Source organism: Xanthomarina sp. F2636L (genome assembly GCF_026410195.1).
Lineage (GTDB): Bacteria > Bacteroidota > Bacteroidia > Flavobacteriales > Flavobacteriaceae > Xanthomarina.
Genome location: NZ_JAPMLM010000061.1, coordinates 37,986 through 53,039, shown reverse-complemented (window position 1 = coordinate 53,039; position 15,054 = coordinate 37,986). Strand labels below are relative to the sequence as shown.

Sequence of the window (15,054 nt, the reverse complement as noted above, 5' to 3'; positions counted from 1 at the left end):
TACCATCTTTTTTTCTTATAATCATTAAATGACATTTTAAATACATGAAGACTTACATCCTTATTGGAGGAAGTAAAGGCATTGGCTATGCCATTTTAAAAACTTTGATTCCGCATAATAAAATTGTTAACATTAGCCGTACCAAGCCTGAATTTGAGCACGAGAACCTCACCCACTATACTTGTGATGTTTTAAAAGATGTTTTACCCGAGCTTGATGCTGCTGATGGTTTAATCTATTGTCCGGGAAGTATCAATTTAAAGCCTATTTCACGTTTAAATCTGGAAGATTTTAAAAACGATTTTGAAATAAATGTTTTAGGTGCTGTTAACGCCATTCAAACGTATTTACCGCTTCTTAAAAAAGGTTCCGGGTCTTCCATTTTATTATTTAGTACAGTAGCTTCAAAATTAGGCATGCCCTTCCATGCGAGCATTGCCACAGCAAAATCTGGTGTAGAAGGTCTTGTAAAATCCTTAGGCGCAGAATTAGCTCCAACCATCAGAATTAATGCCATTGCACCTACAGTTACAAATACGGATTTGGCCTCTAAATTATTGAGAAACGACAAAATGATAGAAAATATTACAGATCGTCATCCTTTAAAAAAGTTCCTAAATCCAGAGGAAGTTGCTGGCATGGCTGCCTTTTTACTTTCAGATAAAGCCGCTTCCCTTTCTGGTCAGATATTTAAAATGGATTGTGGCATTGTAAGCTTTAAGATATAAAAAATTAAATACTATAGCGTATGTTCGGATTATTTAAAAAAAAGTCTGAGGTAGATAAACTTCAAATCAAGTATGAAAAGCTAATGAAAGAATGGCATAGTTTATCCACTGTTAATAGATCTAAAAGTGATGAAAAATATGCCCAAGCTCAAGACATTCAAAAACAAATTGAACAGCTTCAAAACTAATAATGATGAAGCAAACCATAAATATCTTTTGGTTTCGAAGAGACTTACGTCTAGATGATAATGTGGGTTTATATCATGCTCTAAATGATAACCATCCCGTATTACCCATCTTTATTTTTGATCCTGAAATTTTAGACGAACTTCCAAAAGATGATGCTAGAGTAACTTTTATTGATCAAACACTTCAAAAGTTAAAACACACATTACAGAAGACATCTAAAAGTAATATAGCCATTTACAAAGGCAAACCCAGAGATGTTTTTAAGAATCTAATAAGTAAATATCAAATTGATTCTATTTATACCAATCACGATTATGAGCCTTATGCTAAAGAAAGAGATGCCGAAATTGAAACGCTATTAGCAAAAGAAAACATCGCATTTAAAACCTACAAAGATCAGGTGATTTTCGAAAAAGAAGAGGTTGTTAAAAGTGATGGCAAACCGTATTTGGTTTACACACCTTATATGAAAACCTGGAAGGCTAAGTTTAAAACCGAAACACTAAAGTCCTATCCTTGTAAATCTCTTTATTCCAATTTACTTCAAATAGAAGATGCGCCAAATGTTACTCTTAAGGATTTGGGGTTTCAATTATCCACACAAAAAGTTACTGATTTTACAGTAAACTCCAATCTCATCCAAACTTATGAAGCCACCAGAAATTTTCCAGCTAAGGACAGCACGTCCCGATTAGGTCCGCATTTACGTTTTGGCACCGTTAGTATTCGGGAAATGATACAAGAGGCCATAGCTGAAACCAATGAAGTGTTTTGGCAAGAACTTATATGGAGAGAGTTCTTTATGCAAATTTTATGGCATTTTCCTGAAACCATACACAGAAGTTTTAAGCCTCAATACGACAATATTAAATGGCGAAATAACAAACAAGAGTTTCAACTCTGGTGTCAGGGAAAAACAGGTTATCCACTAGTAGATGCTGGCATGAGACAATTAAACCAAACAGGTTTTATGCACAATCGGGTGCGTATGTTGGTTGGTAGTTTTTTATGTAAACACCTATTGATAGACTGGCGTTGGGGAGAGGCTTATTTTGCAGAAAAACTACATGATTATGAGATGGCAAGTAATATTGGAAACTGGCAATGGGTTGCGGGTTGTGGTGTAGATGCTGCGCCATATTTTAGGATTTTTAATCCAACCACACAAATAGAAAAGTTCGATAAAGATTTAAAATATATTTCTAAATGGGTTCCAGAATTTCAGGAGCTCACCTATCCTACTCCAATGGTTGACCATAAAGAAGCTCGTGAACGCTGTTTAAAAGTTTATAAAGAGGCTTTAAACAAATAACCATACTTATATTTTACTTGTTTAATTTTATACTATTTAGCTCCTAACTTTTTTGCCTCTAAAAGGATTTGATTAAACTTCTTAAGAAGTTGAAAGACTAAGGTAGTAGTGTGTCTATAGAGTGAAAACAGTATCAATAAAAATGAACCCTATGTTATTTTATGGAATAATTAGATAAAAAAAAAGCTTCGATATCCCGAAGCTTTTTTTTATCCAATACGTTCTATCTTCGCTCCAATGGCTCGAAGACGCGTATCTATACTTTCGTAACCTCTATCAATTTGTTCGATATTGTGAATGGTTGATGTCCCTTTAGCTGAAAGTGCAGCAATTAATAAAGAAACTCCTGCTCTAATATCAGGAGATGTCATGGTAGTTGCTTTTAATTGCGATTTAAAATCGTGTCCAATGACAACAGCGCGATGTGGATCGCAAAGAATAATTTTTGCTCCCATATCAATGAGTTTATCGACAAAGAATAAACGACTTTCAAACATTTTTTGGTGTATCAAAGCACTCCCTCTGGCTTGCGTTGCAACCACTAGAATGATACTCAATAAATCTGGAGTAAAACCTGGCCATGGGGCATCGGATATGGTTAAAATAGAACCATCAATATAATTTTGGATTTCGTAACCGTCTTTATGTGCTGGAATATGAATATCATCACCTTGACGTTCCACAGTAATCCCTAATTTTCTAAATACATCTGGAATTTGTCCTAAATCGTCCCAACTTACATTGGTAATAGTCAGTTCGCTTTTTGTCATCGCAGCCAAACCAATCCAGCTCCCAATTTCAATCATATCTGGTAGCATGCGGTGTTCTGTACCACCTAGCGAATCTACACCATCAATAATTAACATATTGGAACCAATACCACTAATTTTTGCTCCCATGCGATTAAGCATTTTGCAAAGTTGTTGTAAATAAGGCTCACAGGCTGCATTATAAATAGTTGTTTTACCTTCAGCTAAAACAGCAGACATAACTATATTTGCCGTTCCGGTTACAGACGCTTCATCAAGAAGCATATAAGCACCTTTTAATCTTTTGGCTTCAACACCGTAAAAATAATCTTCGCGGTTATATCTAAATGTAGCTCCTAAATTAATAAAGCCTTCAAAATGCGTATCTAATCTTCTTCTTCCAATTTTATCTCCCCCAGGTTTCGGAATATATCCTTTCCCAAAACGAGCTAAAAGTGGTCCTACAATCATGATAGATCCTCTTAACCCTTTACCGTCTTCTTTAAATTCGGCTGTTTCTAAATATTTAAGATTAACGTTTTCAGCTTTAAACGTATAAGAACCAGTCCTTATTTTATTTACTTGAACCCCTAATTTCTTAAGTAATTCTATCAATTTATTAACATCAACAATATCTGGAATATTATTTATCGTTACTAAATCTGGAGTTAGTAAGACAGCACATAATATCTGTAAGGCTTCATTTTTTGCTCCTTGAGGTTGAATTTTTCCTTTTAGCTGATGACCTCCTTCAATTTTAAATATACCCATACGTATGGTTAATAACGTTTTCTTGTTCTGTTAGTACTACTTTTTTTGTGATGCGATTTTTTGGTATTTGAGCTGTATTTTTTCTTACTTCTCATTAAACTACTAGCATCTGTTAAATCTTCGTCTGCATTTTTAAGGTCTAATTGACCTCCAGATAATTCCCGTAAGTGCCCAAAAATAACATCATCTTCAACCGTATCTTTATTCCAGTTTAAAAAACATTTTTTCATGTGATTTGCAATGGTATAGGCTAGAGCATCTTTTAATTCGCCCTCCTCCCAAGTACAAGCTACATCAATCATGGTTTTTATATTGTTCCCGTAAAACCTGTATTTTGGAAAGTTTTGTGGGTATTTTAAAACCTCTGGCCTTGCATACAATTCTTCTTTTGAAGGCACTGGGTATGGAGAATCTACATCTATTTCAAAATCGGCCATTATAAACAATTGATCCCAAAGTTTATGTTGGAAATCTGGCACATCACGTAAATGTGGCTGCATGTTTCCCATAACCGAAATAATGGCATGAGCTACTTTATTGCGTTCTTCCTTAGTTTCTCGTGTTTTTGCATAGGTTATCATTTTCTGCATATGACGTCCATATTCAGGAATGATTAAATGCTCACGTTCTGTGTTGTATTCTAAATTATCTATCAAAATAAAATGTGTAGAGTTAAATATTATGCACGAAGTTAATTATGCATGCGCAAAGTACGAAAAAAAACTAAAGACTAATAACGCCTTCCACTTTTTCTGCTACTTCCTTATATTTTTCTATTACTTGTTCCGGATTCTTCATTTTTACATTAATAGAAACACTTGTGTAGGTACCATTTTTAGATTCTGTTGTTTTAATTACAGCTCCTAAATGATTAAAAAGTTCTTCTAACTCCTGCACTTTGCTGACTTCAGATTTTACAATAAACTTGTATAAGTATTCAGATGGCCATGAGGAGGTATCATATAATTGAGATTTTAATTTTTCGTAAAACTCTTCGGGTTTTTTGTTTTCGTTCATTTCTTTTAGTTCTTCTTTTTAAGCTTGATATCGCTATTTTTTACCACAAAATAAGCTTCTCTTTTAACTTGTCTTTTAAGTTTGTAAAGATACTATATTCGGTAGCATTTTTTATTTAAGATTTAAATTACGATTTTTACAGCTAAAATCTTGCCAATTTGAACTCGAAAAAAATTGTTATTACTGGAGGACCAGGAACAGGAAAAACATCTTTAATCAACGAATTAAAAAGAAGAGGCTACACTTGTCTTGAAGAAATTTCTAGACAAATTACTCTGGAAGCTAGAAAAGAAGGGGTGGAACAGCTTTTTTTGACTAAGCCTCTTTTGTTTAGCGAGCGCTTATTGGAAGGTAGAATAAAGCAATATGAAGAAGCCAAAAACATGGTCTCGAACGTTGTTTTTATAGACAGAGGTGTTCCAGACGTTTTGGCATATATGGATTATGCCAACGAAACCTATCCTAACAAGTTTGTAGCTGCTTGCAATACGTATAAATACCATCAAGTATTTGTTTTAGCGCCTTGGCAAGAGATTTTTATTAGCGACGGAGAACGTTATGAGAATTTTGAACAAGCTGCTATTATTCACGAACAACTTTTAAACACCTATAAAAAATACAATTATAATTTAATAAACATTCCGTTTGATACTATTGAAAACAGGGTTGATTACTTATTAGACACTTTAAAAAAGCTGTAATGCAGCATCCTATAAACATATTAGAACGCTATTGGAACTTTACTTCCTTTAGGCCGCTTCAAGAAGATATTATTGAAGCTGTTATGGAAGGTGAAGATGTATTTGCTTTATTACCAACAGGTGGAGGAAAATCGTTGTGTTTTCAAATTCCTGCCTTAGCAAAAGATGGTATTTGTATTGTTGTGTCTCCTTTAATTGCTTTAATGAAGGACCAGGTGAACTCATTAAAACAAAAAGGAATTAAAGCCTTAAGCATTACAAGTGGTATTTCCAACAGCGAACTAGATACGCTTTTAGACAATTGCATTTATGGAAATTATAAGTTTCTGTACTTGTCTCCAGAGCGACTTCAGCAAGAATTGGTTCAAGATAGAATCAAGCAAATGGATGTAAATTTAATTGCAGTAGATGAAGCACATTGTATTTCTCAATGGGGAAACGATTTTCGCCCAGCCTACAAAAACATTGAGTTATTACGACAAATTCAACCTTCTGTAAACTGTATTGCACTTACGGCTTCAGCAACTCCAAAAGTCATTAAAGACATTATTGAGGAACTGGATTTTATTCAGCCTAAAATTTTCAAACAATCTTTTGAAAGAACTAATATTGCTTATATGGTCTTCAATGAAGACGATAAGCATTACAGATTAGAAACCATTTTAAAAAAAAACCCTCAGTCCTCTATTATTTATGTTCGAAGTAGAAGGTTAACCATAGAAATTTCAGAATTTCTAAACAAAAAAGGTATTTCTGCAACTATTTATCATGGAGGATTGTCCAACAAACTAAAAGACGCACATCAAAATCAATGGATAAACAACCAAAAGCAAGTGATGGTTGCTACCAATGCCTTTGGAATGGGAATTGACAAACCAGATGTTAAAACCGTTATTCATCTTAATTTACCAGAAAGCATTGAAAGTTATTTTCAGGAATCTGGAAGAGCTGGTAGAAATGGCGATAAATCTTTTGCTGTTATTTTAAAAAATAAAAGTGATTTGCTCTTAGTAAAAAACCAGTTTTTAAATGTGCTTCCAACGGTTAAGGACGTAAAACATATTTACCGAAAACTTAGTAATTACTTTCAGGTCTCCTATGGAGAAGGACAGAATATCTTATTCGATTTTAATTTTAATGCTTTTTGTAAAACTTATCAATTAAACAGCCTTTTAGCTTATAATACCTTACAATTATTAGATAGAACAAGTATTATTAGTCTGTCGAAGCAGTTCAACAAAAAAACTACTATTCAATTTATTATTAGCAATCGTGCCTTATTTACCTATTTAGAAACACATCCAGATTTAAGCATCATTGTTAAAACCATATTAAGAACTTATGGAGGCATCTTTGAGCATGAGATTAAAATAAACAGTTTATTGGTTTCTGAAAAAGCATCAATTTCCGAAGACAAACTCTTTAAAGCTTTAAAACAATTGGAGAAAGATGAAATCATCAGTTTGAATCTGTCCACTACAGATTCTGAAATTACTTATTTACAACCAAGAGAAGACGATAATGCCATTTATAGAATTTCACATTATATCGAACAGCAAAACAACTTAAAATACAAACAAGTACATGCTGTTATTGATTATGTTGAAAATGACAAAACGTGTAAAAGCATACAGCTACTCTCCTATTTTGGTGAGAAAAACTTGAAAGATTGTGGTATTTGCTCCGTGTGTATCACAAAAAACAAGAAACCAGTAAAAACCGATCTTATTGCAATTAAATCTGAAATATTAACACTTTTAGAAGCAGGCGATTTAAGCTCTAGAGATTTAATGAAGCAATTACCTTGTACAGAAGCTGAATTAAAAAAGATCCTTACCTTGCTTTTAGAGCATCAATTAATTACCATTACAAACAAAAATACCTACAAATTATATTTATAATGACCAATTTAAGAATTGTATTTATGGGAACTCCAGACTTTGCTGTTTCCATTTTAAAAACCTTAGTAGAGAACAAACATCAGGTTGTTGGTGTTATTACAGCTCCAGATAAGCCTGCTGGAAGAGGACGAAAACTAAATGAAAGTGCTGTAAAGGTTTATGCAAAATCTCAAGGGCTTCATATCATGCAGCCTACCAATTTAAAGAATGAAGACTTTATTGCCGAACTAAAAGCTTTAAACGCCAATTTGCAAATTGTTGTTGCTTTTAGAATGTTACCTAAAGCAGTCTGGGAGCAACCAAAATATGGCACTTTTAATCTTCATGCGTCCTTATTACCAGACTATCGTGGTGCAGCTCCAATAAATTGGGCGATTATTAATGGTGAAACAAAAACAGGGGTTTCCACCTTTTTTATAGATGAAAAAATAGATACAGGCGACATTATACTTCAAAAAGAAATAGCCATAGAAACCACAGATAATGCTGGCATATTACATGATAAGCTCATGCATGCAGGAAGCGAACTTGTAATGGAGACTGTAAAACTAATAGAAAGTGATACAATAACTACGCAATCTCAACCTCAAACGGAAGGTTCTAAAACAGCTTATAAACTGCATAGAGACAATTGTAAAATTGATTGGGCTGACACTAGTATCAATATATATAACAAAATTAGAGGCTTAAGCCCTCATCCGTCAGCCTGGTGTTACTTAAAGAATGGAGAAGATACTTTAGATATTAAAGTATATACGACTAAAATAGAGGAAGAAGGACACCAATTACCTTTAGGTGAACTTATAATTTCTAAAACAGAAATTAAAGTAGCAGTAAATGAAGGTTTTATAAATATTTTAGAATTGAAGCTTCCAGGAAAGCGAAAAATGGATGCGAAGTCACTTTTAAATGGATATACTTTTGAATCATCTGCAAAAATGCTCTAAACCCTCATTCTTGCTCATTTCTTGAAATCATCGACGAAATGCACTGTCTTTATTAACAAATGGGTTAAGTTATTAACAATATGATGTATTTCCCTTGCTATTACTTGCATGGTTTAAGAATCCGTATAAATTTGTAAAGGATTTAACAAAAAAATGTTTAACCAAACAATTTATTAATAATTAAAATTAAAATTATGAACAAATCAGATTTAATCGATGCTATGGCAGAACACGCAGGAATTACTAAAGCAGCTGCAAAAAAAGCTTTAGAATGTGCGTTAATTGAAATTGAAGGTGCTTTACAAAAAGGAAATAGAGTTTCTTTAGTAGGATTTGGATCTTGGTCAGTTTCTAAAAGAGCTGCAAGAGAAGGAAGAAACCCTCAAACAGGAAAAACAATACAAATTAAAGCTAAAAACGTTGTTAAGTTTAAAGCTGGTTCAGATTTATCTAGTGCTGTTAACTAGTTTTAACTTCTTGAATATCCAAAAAGCCTTCATTATTTGAAGGCTTTTTTTATTTATATCTATTTGTAGTTAAAAAAAAATTTATTACATTTAATTATTAATCCTCGAAAGCTATGATTACAATCAAACCCAAGAAAGGTGATTTGTTAATAGCAGAACCATCCATTATAGGAGATTCTTCTTTTAATCGTTCTATAGTATTGTTAGCAGACCACACCGAAGAAGGCTCTATAGGTTTTATTTTAAATAAGCCTTTAGACTATAACATTCAGGACTTAATTCCTGAAGTTAAAGCTAAATTTAAAATTTATAACGGAGGTCCTGTTGAACAGGATAATTTATATTTTATCCATAAAGTTCCAGAATTAATTCCTGATAGTATTGAAATTTCATTAGGTATTTATTGGGGTGGCGATTTCGATAAAGTTGCCGAATTAATTGCCAATAATGAACTAGGTGAAAATAATATCCGTTTTTTCCTTGGATATTCTGGTTGGGATGCCAACCAATTGGAAGAGGAATTAAAAACTAATTCATGGGTTGTTACTGAGAACGTCCATAAGAAATCTATTATTGAAAAAGATTATCAGTTTTTCTGGAAAGAAAAAATGGTGGAATTAGGTGAAGAATATAGTATTTGGTCTAATGCACCTGAAAACCCAAGCGCTAACTGACAATTGTATTCCTAAAGTATTTTACTGTAATCGTATTTTCATATTTAATTTTTGAAGTAAGTTTTTTGAAACTTCATTATTAAATGCTTTTTTTCTGTAATTAGTTACAGGCTGAATTCCGGAAATCACGTTTGTAATGAATATTTCGTCAGCTTTCTGCAATTCGAAAGGTGAAATAGAAGCTTCTTCCAAAGTATATTCTGGTATTTGTTTGATAATTTCCATAAGTTGCTTTCTCATAATACCTTTTAAACAACCATCTGTTAATGGAGGTGTTTTTATATGCATACCTTTTACAAGAAATATGTTCCCATTTAAAGCTTCCACTACCTGTTTATTGGTGTTTAAAATAAAACAATTTTGTAGTTTATTTTCATTTGCATAAATACTTCCAACGACATGCAACACCTTATTATTTGTTTTAAGTGTAGATAATAATCCTGGTGCTACGTAAAAATCTTTGTACAAATCTACTTGATATATAGAGGTATTTAGCAGGTAGAAATCGTTGTCCAAAGGTTTAGCTGAAATAATATAATCGATGTTATTTGTGTCTGGCAAATACAGACCTCCTTCTTTTCTGTTTACAAACAACTTAACTCTAACAGTATTATCTATCAAACCCTTTCCTTTAACAAGCTCAAGTATCTGTTCTTGAAGGTATTCCATGGTAAAATTCATAGGAATCTCCATTCTAAGAATTCGCATGGAAGCCATCAATCTAAAATAATGATCTTCCCAGAAAAAGATGTTTCCGTGAGAGACCTTTATAGTTTCAAAAAGCGCATCGCCATAATTAAACCCTCTATTTGAGCTTGAAATAATTTGTTTTGTATCTGTAAGTGTCCCATTAAAATTGACCATAAAAAATCCCGAAATAAATTCGGGACAAATATAAGTTAATAAAGTAAAAATCTACTAAGCAGATCCCAATACCTGTTTTAAATCGGAAATCTGATTTTCCCACAACATTTTAGTTTCTTCAACCTCATCTTGCTCTGAAAAATCTGTAACTATAATACTGACATCTTTTGTGATTTCATCTACTTGAATTTTTATTTCAAAATAATACGATGACTCTTCATCTGCCAACCATTTAAATTTAATGCGTTCCCCACTTTTTTTACTTACAAGTTTTGCATGTTCTTCAACTCCATCCCAAATAAATTTAAAAAGCTCTCCACGAGAATTTACATTTTCTGCAAACCATTCAGATAAACCCGAAGGCGTAGAGATATATTGGTAAAGTAATTGAGGGGAAGCATGAATGGGAAACTCCATTTCAAATTTAATTTTTTCGTCCATTGTATCATTTATATTATAAGTGCTCAATATATACATTAATTAATAAGTTATAAAACTATTTTTAATAATAATTAATACAAGTTTATGTTTGCTCTATTTAAATTTGTTTATATATTTGCAGCCGTTAAAAAGGCGTGTTAGGGGTAATTCTGAATAGCTTTTTTAGTTATGGCGAGGTAGCTCAGTCGGTTAGAGCGTCGGATTCATAACCCGGAGGTCACGAGTTCAATTCTCGTTCTCGCTACAATAGTAAAAAGTTCAGCACAAAGGTGCTGGGCTTTTTTTTATGCCTTAAGCTTGTGCTCGCACAATAGCGAAAAGGCATAAAAAAAAGTCAAGAAACGCATATTTACCTCTTTTCCAATACCTGCAGCAGCCGGATCGTAATTAATATTATAATCAAATCTATTGATGGTTGTTTCGGCTTTCATTCCTAATTTTTCGCCTTGTTCACTTTTGGCTATTCCCCCATAGTGCACATCAAAAACCACATCTTTTGTAACGCCTTTTATAGTCAGTTTACCGTACAATAAATAACTATCTGGTTTTCCTGTTGCTAAGATTTTAGAACTTTGGAAAGTCATTTCAGGATATGTTTCAGCATCGAAAAAGTCGGCACTTCTTAAATGATTATCTCTATTTTCTACATTTGTATTGATACTTTCTATTTGTACCGTAAAATCAAAACTTGCAGTATTGAGCGCCTCTCCATTTGTGGTTAAGCTTCCTGTATAATCCAAGAATTTTCCATTCACTATACTAATTCCTGAATGTGAGATATTGAAATTTAATGAGGAATGGTAAGAATCTACCTTCCATGGCGTTTGTGCAAATGTGCTTACCGAAAAGAAAGCTATTGCGATGAATGTTATAAAATGTTTCATTGTAATTAATTTTAAAAGTTAATAATACTTTAATGTGGTTTATTAATTGATTCATTGCCACAAAATGGTTTTTCAGCTATTAATATCGAAACAATGCATTGACTCTTGAATTAGCATTTGGCATATCTTCTTTATCTAACAAATAAACATCTCCACCATTCAAAAAAGTTTTTATGGCAGCAACATTCATCAAGGATATGCTGCTGTCATTTTCTTCACTTTGGGTAACCGTTATGGAGTTGTTTTCTTCAATATAATTACCAAAAATATCCGCTTTGTTTTCACAAAATAACGTATCAACCTTCCCTTCAAAAGCTGCAATTAATACTTTATCAATACCAATAGCTGTTTTACCAGTACCTTGTTCTTCAAGGAATTGTGCTATTTTATCTTTTCTTTTTTGATCGAATAATGGAGCTATTTTCTCCCAAGCCAACTCATGAATCTCGAAAATATCTGTATTACTAAAATCGGTTGATATATTTTCTTCATGTAAATTTGAATATGTATTAACTTCTTTATAAATGTCAAAGAGCGGATCTTGTGCTACAACTAACATGGGCTTGTTTTCTTCTCTAATAAGTGGTGCAATACCATCGTTAATAGCTCTTAAATATTTTTTTATTTCGTTTTTTCTTGCTCCTGTAGCTGCCTCCTGACCATGATACATGGCCTGACCAGCTTGACCAGTACCTCCTGATCTAAATTGTAGATTCTTTTCTTCATAATCAAAACCTACACGATCTCGTTTACTTTCTGGTATCAAATCATCAATTATTAGTTCCGTGAAACTGTGCTGTGTACAATCGTATAATTTTACATTACGTCTTTCAAGCGATAGTAAGTAAAATTCTCCATCGTCAACAAACAATGGCATTAAGGGTTTTAAATAAAATGAATTCGATATGTAATTAAATTCTTTAAAATATACAGGCACTGTATAAACTTGAGAAAAACCATCGGCTAAAAAGATAGCAAGACCATCAGATTGCTCGCGCCAAAAAGAAGAATCATCAATTAAATCCTGTACAGGTTTGGTCAATGTATTAATGACATCGCCATTGAGCCCTTTTTGTTCTAACTTTTGTTTGACATCTTTCAATTGGTTTTTTAAAAATAGGGTATCCTCTTCTTGTAAGACTTTTTTTCCTCCTCTATGTGTTGGGATAAAAATTGAAATACAAGTATCCTGATTTATCTCGTGCAATTCAACAATTTCTTTTTTAGTTATTAGTGACATAGTTTTAAATTTAGATAATTAATAAAAAATTAATTTAGTGATGTAGCACCATTTTAAACATGACTGTTTTTTTGCCAAAACAGGTCTGTTTTAAAGATATTAAACACTTTGCAATTAACCTACTGCTTTAAGTAATATTTAGGCTTTTAATTGACTAAATACAAGCTTTTTAACTCAGTGTCTTTTTCGAAAAAAAAGCTATAACCATTCCTGGTATCGATAATACTATTGCAAAATACACCAGGCTCATGGGCGAATACATTCCTAGCAGTAATCCTGCAACAGACGATGCAATCATTATGGATAAGTTAAATACCGAAGACTGAACAGATGTGGCCACATCTTTTGCAGTTTCTACCTGTCTGCTCACGCCAGCTTGCAATAAGGTTACTAATGGACCAAAAGAAACTCCCCATAAAAAGAAGGCAAAATGTCCCATACCTTTTGTGCCACCAAATATTAGAAAAATAACCATCGAAATAATAAGTAATGCAAACATTAAAATGGTTAGCAATCTTAAATATGTATCTGTGAATTTTATGGCCAATAATACCGAAATCAAAGATCCTATTCCAAAAAACAATAAGGCACTTTCTACACCTCCAGCCAACTGAATGTCATCAACAAGACTTGTGATATAGACATAAACACCATAATGCGCAATAACACCTAGTAATGTAAGCAAAAGAATTAGCAAAACTGCTGGTATTTTTAATAGTGCAAAAGGTGAAGAACTTTTAGATAGTTTTTCTCCAGGTGCAGAAGGCAAAGCAAAGAAACTAACTATGGCAATAAGAAGAATAAAAGCACCTAAACCAATAAATTCGGTTCTCCAGCCATAATCATTTCCAATGGAAGTCATTATTGGCATTCCAATACTAATTCCCAATGTGGTTCCAGCCATAATGACTGCTATGGCTTTTCCGTGATCCTTTTCATTTACCAGGCGCATACCATAAGCTGCAATCATTGGCCACATAACACCGGCACAAATACCACCAATAACTCTTAAAATAATAATTATTGTATAATCGTGTACAAGTCCTGAAACGATATTGGAAATAGCAAATCCACCAAGCAAAATGAGCAACAGATATTTCCGGTTGAATTGCATGGTTAATGAAATTAGTGGAATCGCAAAAATAGCTGAAGCGATGGCGTAGTAACCTACCAGATTTCCTGTTTGTACCTCACTGATATTCAAATCCTCCATCAAAAGAGGAAGCACCCCTGAAGGCATTAATTCTGACAGTATTCCTACAAAAGTTACGGACGACATTAAAATCATAATCAGCCAAGGAAAAACACGTTTGGTTTGACTCTTTAAATTTATTGTGCTCATATTGCTAATTATTTTTGAGTTAAGTTTAGTTATTTGTCAATCTAAAGAAAGTGAACATCTAAAACTCAGTTTCTTGACCTATCAACTTCCAACCTGCATGACTTACTTCCTGTTTTATTATCAGGTTAGTAACCAAGTTTTCTAACAAATCTTCCTGCTCTCCTATGGTTGCAACTTCTACCTGAATTTCTACGTCTTTCAAATTTGATTCAAAAACGTTTCTAGTAATGGAACGTACTAATAGTTGATTGTTGGTATCAATGTAACTTAATAACCAAAGTCGAACATGTGATTCTATGTTTAAAGGGCATTTAATAGAAACCTGGTAAAAAGTTTCTTTAACTTCCTTTTTACTATATGATGATAGTTTTGATAATCTAATACTTATCGGTCTTAGAATTAAATGTGATATAACAACTGCTGTAGTGGTAATCAATGCTTCAAGAAAAAAGCCCATACCCACTAAGGCACCAACTGCTGCAGAACACCAAATGGTCGCCGCTGTATTTAGTCCTCTCACTGCAAATCCGTCTTTCATTATAACTCCAGCACCAATAAAACCGATACCTGTAACTATTTGTGCCGTAATTCTACCAGGATCTCCACCAGAAATATGGTAGAGGTCTACTGAAAGTAATACAAATGATGCAGCTCCAATTGCAACGAGAGTATTGGTTCGCAATCCGGCATCTTTTTGTCGCCACTGTCTCTCAAATCCAATTATGCCACCCAACAAAACGGCAGTGCCAATACGTAGAGCATATTCGGTAATATCTACAAATCCATCCATAGTATTTTTACTTATTATTAATAATTATTGCCAAAAA

At 33.1% G+C, this 15,054-nt stretch carries 17 protein-coding genes and 1 tRNA gene; 9 read left to right on the top strand and 9 right to left on the bottom strand.

Features of this window, described 5'->3' with window-relative positions; translation table 11 throughout:
* The first annotated feature begins 44 nt into the window (after positions 1-44).
* The 3 genes from OS191_RS05575 to OS191_RS05565 are packed head-to-tail and all read left to right on the top strand — an operon-like array spanning position 45 to position 2,229.
* Positions 45-728, top strand: a complete 684-nt coding sequence (locus tag OS191_RS05575; RefSeq protein ID WP_267154734.1) for an SDR family NAD(P)-dependent oxidoreductase — start codon at positions 45-47, stop codon at positions 726-728.
* 20 nt (positions 729-748) lie between these two features.
* A complete protein-coding gene (locus tag OS191_RS05570) occupies positions 749-916 on the top strand; it encodes a Lacal_2735 family protein (protein WP_267154733.1) in 168 nt (55 codons plus the stop codon).
* A gap of 5 nt (positions 917-921) precedes the next feature.
* Entirely contained in the window at positions 922-2,229 is a 1,308-nt protein-coding gene (locus OS191_RS05565; protein ID WP_267154732.1) for a cryptochrome/photolyase family protein, read from the top strand.
* A gap of 209 nt (positions 2,230-2,438) precedes the next feature.
* Here the strand turns inward: OS191_RS05565 and murA are convergent, their stop codons facing one another.
* From murA to OS191_RS05550, 3 genes are all read right to left on the bottom strand, one after another.
* A complete protein-coding gene (murA, locus tag OS191_RS05560; protein WP_267154731.1) occupies positions 2,439-3,749 on the bottom strand; it encodes a UDP-N-acetylglucosamine 1-carboxyvinyltransferase in 1,311 nt (436 codons plus the stop codon).
* 8 nt (positions 3,750-3,757) lie between these two features.
* Positions 3,758-4,405, bottom strand: a complete 648-nt coding sequence (locus OS191_RS05555; RefSeq protein WP_267154730.1) for a DUF4290 domain-containing protein — start codon at positions 4,403-4,405, stop codon at positions 3,758-3,760.
* Between the two features lie 67 nt (positions 4,406-4,472).
* Entirely contained in the window at positions 4,473-4,766 is a 294-nt protein-coding gene (locus tag OS191_RS05550; RefSeq protein ID WP_267154729.1) for a DUF493 family protein, read from the bottom strand.
* Positions 4,767-4,924: 158 nt separating this feature from the next.
* Between OS191_RS05550 and OS191_RS05545 the strand changes: the two genes are divergently transcribed.
* The 5 genes from OS191_RS05545 to OS191_RS05525 all read left to right on the top strand — a co-directional run bounded on the left by OS191_RS05545 (position 4,925) and on the right by OS191_RS05525 (position 9,456).
* Complete coding sequence (locus OS191_RS05545) at positions 4,925-5,467, top strand: AAA family ATPase (RefSeq protein WP_267154728.1); 543 nt, start codon at positions 4,925-4,927, stop codon at positions 5,465-5,467.
* Positions 5,467-7,368: a RecQ family ATP-dependent DNA helicase gene (locus tag OS191_RS05540; protein ID WP_267154727.1), complete on the top strand. Its 1,902-nt coding sequence runs from the start codon at positions 5,467-5,469 to the stop codon at positions 7,366-7,368. Before OS191_RS05545 ends, OS191_RS05540 begins: the two co-directional genes overlap by 1 nt.
* Positions 7,368-8,315, top strand: coding sequence for a methionyl-tRNA formyltransferase (gene fmt / locus OS191_RS05535; RefSeq protein ID WP_267154726.1), 948 nt, complete (start codon positions 7,368-7,370; stop codon positions 8,313-8,315). The genes OS191_RS05540 and fmt overlap by 1 nt, the downstream gene beginning before the upstream one ends.
* A gap of 194 nt (positions 8,316-8,509) precedes the next feature.
* Positions 8,510-8,782 carry an HU family DNA-binding protein gene (locus tag OS191_RS05530; RefSeq protein ID WP_267148977.1) on the top strand — a complete coding sequence of 91 codons (273 nt, stop codon included), beginning with the start codon at positions 8,510-8,512 and terminating at the stop codon, positions 8,780-8,782.
* A gap of 113 nt (positions 8,783-8,895) precedes the next feature.
* Positions 8,896-9,456, top strand: a complete 561-nt coding sequence (locus OS191_RS05525; protein WP_267154725.1) for a YqgE/AlgH family protein — start codon at positions 8,896-8,898, stop codon at positions 9,454-9,456.
* Between the two features lie 21 nt (positions 9,457-9,477).
* On the opposite strand, the gene OS191_RS05520 is transcribed toward OS191_RS05525, so the two are convergent.
* Positions 9,478-10,320, bottom strand: coding sequence for an aminotransferase class IV (locus OS191_RS05520; protein WP_267154724.1), 843 nt, complete (start codon positions 10,318-10,320; stop codon positions 9,478-9,480).
* Positions 10,321-10,374: 54 nt separating this feature from the next.
* Entirely contained in the window at positions 10,375-10,761 is a 387-nt protein-coding gene (locus tag OS191_RS05515; RefSeq protein ID WP_267154723.1) for an START-like domain-containing protein, read from the bottom strand.
* A 170-nt stretch (positions 10,762-10,931) separates the two neighbouring features.
* Between OS191_RS05515 and OS191_RS05510 the strand changes: the two genes are divergently transcribed.
* Positions 10,932-11,005, top strand: a tRNA-Met gene (locus OS191_RS05510).
* Between the two features lie 40 nt (positions 11,006-11,045).
* Here OS191_RS05510 and OS191_RS05505 read toward each other — a convergent pair.
* The 4 genes from OS191_RS05505 to OS191_RS05490 form a co-directional block, all read right to left on the bottom strand.
* Positions 11,046-11,645 (bottom strand): YceI family protein, encoded by a 600-nt coding sequence (locus OS191_RS05505; protein WP_267154722.1) that lies wholly within the window; start codon positions 11,643-11,645, stop codon positions 11,046-11,048.
* A 79-nt stretch (positions 11,646-11,724) separates the two neighbouring features.
* Positions 11,725-12,885, bottom strand: a complete 1,161-nt coding sequence (locus OS191_RS05500) for a baeRF7 domain-containing protein (RefSeq protein WP_267154721.1) — start codon at positions 12,883-12,885, stop codon at positions 11,725-11,727.
* 169 nt (positions 12,886-13,054) lie between these two features.
* Positions 13,055-14,227 carry an MFS transporter gene (locus tag OS191_RS05495; RefSeq protein WP_267154720.1) on the bottom strand — a complete coding sequence of 391 codons (1,173 nt, stop codon included), beginning with the start codon at positions 14,225-14,227 and terminating at the stop codon, positions 13,055-13,057.
* 58 nt (positions 14,228-14,285) lie between these two features.
* Positions 14,286-15,017 carry an MgtC/SapB family protein gene (locus OS191_RS05490; protein WP_267154719.1) on the bottom strand — a complete coding sequence of 244 codons (732 nt, stop codon included), beginning with the start codon at positions 15,015-15,017 and terminating at the stop codon, positions 14,286-14,288.
* Positions 15,018-15,054: the final 37 nt, after the last annotated feature.

Coding starts and splice junctions, on each gene's coding strand:
- OS191_RS05575 (WP_267154734.1), top strand. CDS start 45: ATGAAGACTTACATCCTTATTGGAGGAAGTAAAGGCATTGGCTATGCC.
- OS191_RS05570 (WP_267154733.1), top strand. CDS start 749: ATGTTCGGATTATTTAAAAAAAAGTCTGAGGTAGATAAACTTCAAATC.
- OS191_RS05565 (WP_267154732.1), top strand. CDS start 922: ATGAAGCAAACCATAAATATCTTTTGGTTTCGAAGAGACTTACGTCTA.
- murA (WP_267154731.1), bottom strand. CDS start 3,749: ATGGGTATATTTAAAATTGAAGGAGGTCATCAGCTAAAAGGAAAAATT.
- OS191_RS05550 (WP_267154729.1), bottom strand. CDS start 4,766: ATGAACGAAAACAAAAAACCCGAAGAGTTTTACGAAAAATTAAAATCT.
- OS191_RS05540 (WP_267154727.1), top strand. CDS start 5,467: ATGCAGCATCCTATAAACATATTAGAACGCTATTGGAACTTTACTTCC.
- fmt (WP_267154726.1), top strand. CDS start 7,368: ATGACCAATTTAAGAATTGTATTTATGGGAACTCCAGACTTTGCTGTT.
- OS191_RS05530 (WP_267148977.1), top strand. CDS start 8,510: ATGAACAAATCAGATTTAATCGATGCTATGGCAGAACACGCAGGAATT.
- OS191_RS05525 (WP_267154725.1), top strand. CDS start 8,896: ATGATTACAATCAAACCCAAGAAAGGTGATTTGTTAATAGCAGAACCA.
- OS191_RS05520 (WP_267154724.1), bottom strand. CDS start 10,320: ATGGTCAATTTTAATGGGACACTTACAGATACAAAACAAATTATTTCA.
- OS191_RS05515 (WP_267154723.1), bottom strand. CDS start 10,761: ATGGACGAAAAAATTAAATTTGAAATGGAGTTTCCCATTCATGCTTCC.
- OS191_RS05505 (WP_267154722.1), bottom strand. CDS start 11,645: ATGAAACATTTTATAACATTCATCGCAATAGCTTTCTTTTCGGTAAGC.
- OS191_RS05500 (WP_267154721.1), bottom strand. CDS start 12,885: ATGTCACTAATAACTAAAAAAGAAATTGTTGAATTGCACGAGATAAAT.
- OS191_RS05495 (WP_267154720.1), bottom strand. CDS start 14,227: ATGAGCACAATAAATTTAAAGAGTCAAACCAAACGTGTTTTTCCTTGG.
- OS191_RS05490 (WP_267154719.1), bottom strand. CDS start 15,017: ATGGATGGATTTGTAGATATTACCGAATATGCTCTACGTATTGGCACT.